At 50.1% G+C, this 1812-nt stretch carries 1 rRNA gene; it reads right to left on the reverse strand.

The features are described 5' to 3' along the window. Window positions 1-48 precede the first annotated feature (48 nt). Window positions 49-1584 (reverse strand): 16S ribosomal RNA (locus CXF64_RS09930). Window positions 1585-1812 lie beyond the last annotated feature (228 nt).

Below are 1812 nucleotides of genomic sequence, written 5' to 3' on the forward strand. Positions count from 1 at the left end.
TAACAATCATCTGTGTGGACACTACGAACAAATAAGTTCTAAATCGTATAAGGAGGTGATCCAGCCCCAGGTTCCCCTAGGGCTACCTTGTTACGACTTCACCCCAGTCATGAATCACTCCGTGGTAAACGTCCTCCCGAGGGTTAGACTATCTACTTCTGGAGCAACCCACTCCCATGGTGTGACGGGCGGTGTGTACAAGGCCCGGGAACGTATTCACCGCGTCATTCTGATACGCGATTACTAGCGATTCCGACTTCATGGAGTCGAGTTGCAGACTCCAATCCGGACTACGACGCACTTTAAGTGATTCGCTTACTCTCGCGAGTTCGCAGCACTCTGTATGCGCCATTGTAGCACGTGTGTAGCCCTACACGTAAGGGCCATGATGACTTGACGTCGTCCCCACCTTCCTCCGGTTTATCACCGGCAGTCTCCTTAGAGTTCTCAGCATTACCTGCTAGCAACTAAGGATAGGGGTTGCGCTCGTTGCGGGACTTAACCCAACATCTCACAACACGAGCTGACGACAGCCATGCAGCACCTGTATCAGAGTTCCCGAAGGCACCAAACCATCTCTGGTAAGTTCTCTGTATGTCAAGTGTAGGTAAGGTTCTTCGCGTTGCATCGAATTAAACCACATGCTCCACCGCTTGTGCGGGCCCCCGTCAATTCATTTGAGTTTTAACCTTGCGGCCGTACTCCCCAGGCGGTCTACTTAATGCGTTAGCTTTGAAAAACAGAACCGAGGCTCCGAGCTTCTAGTAGACATCGTTTACGGCGTGGACTACCGGGGTATCTAATCCCGTTTGCTCCCCACGCTTTCGTACATGAGCGTCAGTGTTGACCCAGGTGGCTGCCTTCGCCATCGGTATTCCTTCAGATCTCTACGCATTTCACCGCTACACCTGAAATTCTACCACCCTCTATCACACTCTAGTTTGCCAGTTCGAAATGCAGTTCCCAGGTTGAGCCCGGGGCTTTCACATCTCGCTTAACAAACCGCCTGCGTACGCTTTACGCCCAGTAATTCCGATTAACGCTCGCACCCTCCGTATTACCGCGGCTGCTGGCACGGAGTTAGCCGGTGCTTCTTCTGTCAGTAACGTCACAGCTAGCAGGTATTAACTACTAACCTTTCCTCCTGACTGAAAGTGCTTTACAACCCGAAGGCCTTCTTCACACACGCGGCATGGCTGCATCAGGCTTGCGCCCATTGTGCAATATTCCCCACTGCTGCCTCCCGTAGGAGTCTGGGCCGTGTCTCAGTCCCAGTGTGGCTGATCATCCTCTCAAACCAGCTAGGGATCGTCGCCTTGGTGAGCCATTACCTCACCAACTAGCTAATCCCACTTGGGCCAATCTAAAGGCGAGAGCCGAAGCCCCCTTTGGTCCGTAGACATTATGCGGTATTAGCAGTCGTTTCCAACTGTTGTCCCCCACCTCAAGGCATGTTCCCAAGCATTACTCACCCGTCCGCCGCTCGTCAGCAAAGTAGCAAGCTACTTTCTGTTACCGCTCGACTTGCATGTGTTAGGCCTGCCGCCAGCGTTCAATCTGAGCCATGATCAAACTCTTCAATTAAAAAGTTTTATGTCTTTCGACAGCTCAATGAATTCTGAATTTATTTTAATATCTTTCGATATTGAATTGACTGTGCCGAATAATTACCGAAATAACTATTCTGTTGGTCACTCAGTTTTCAATTGAGACTCTAATTTGTTTGCCTCGCTACCTAAGTAGGTTGGCTGTTAGAACTCAATCTGTACGAGTGCCCACACAGATGATTGCTTTATATTGTTAAAGAACGTT

It is taken from the genome of Pseudoalteromonas sp. GutCa3, from assembly GCF_002836155.1.
In the GTDB taxonomy this organism is placed as follows: domain Bacteria; phylum Pseudomonadota; class Gammaproteobacteria; order Enterobacterales; family Alteromonadaceae; genus Pseudoalteromonas; species Pseudoalteromonas arctica.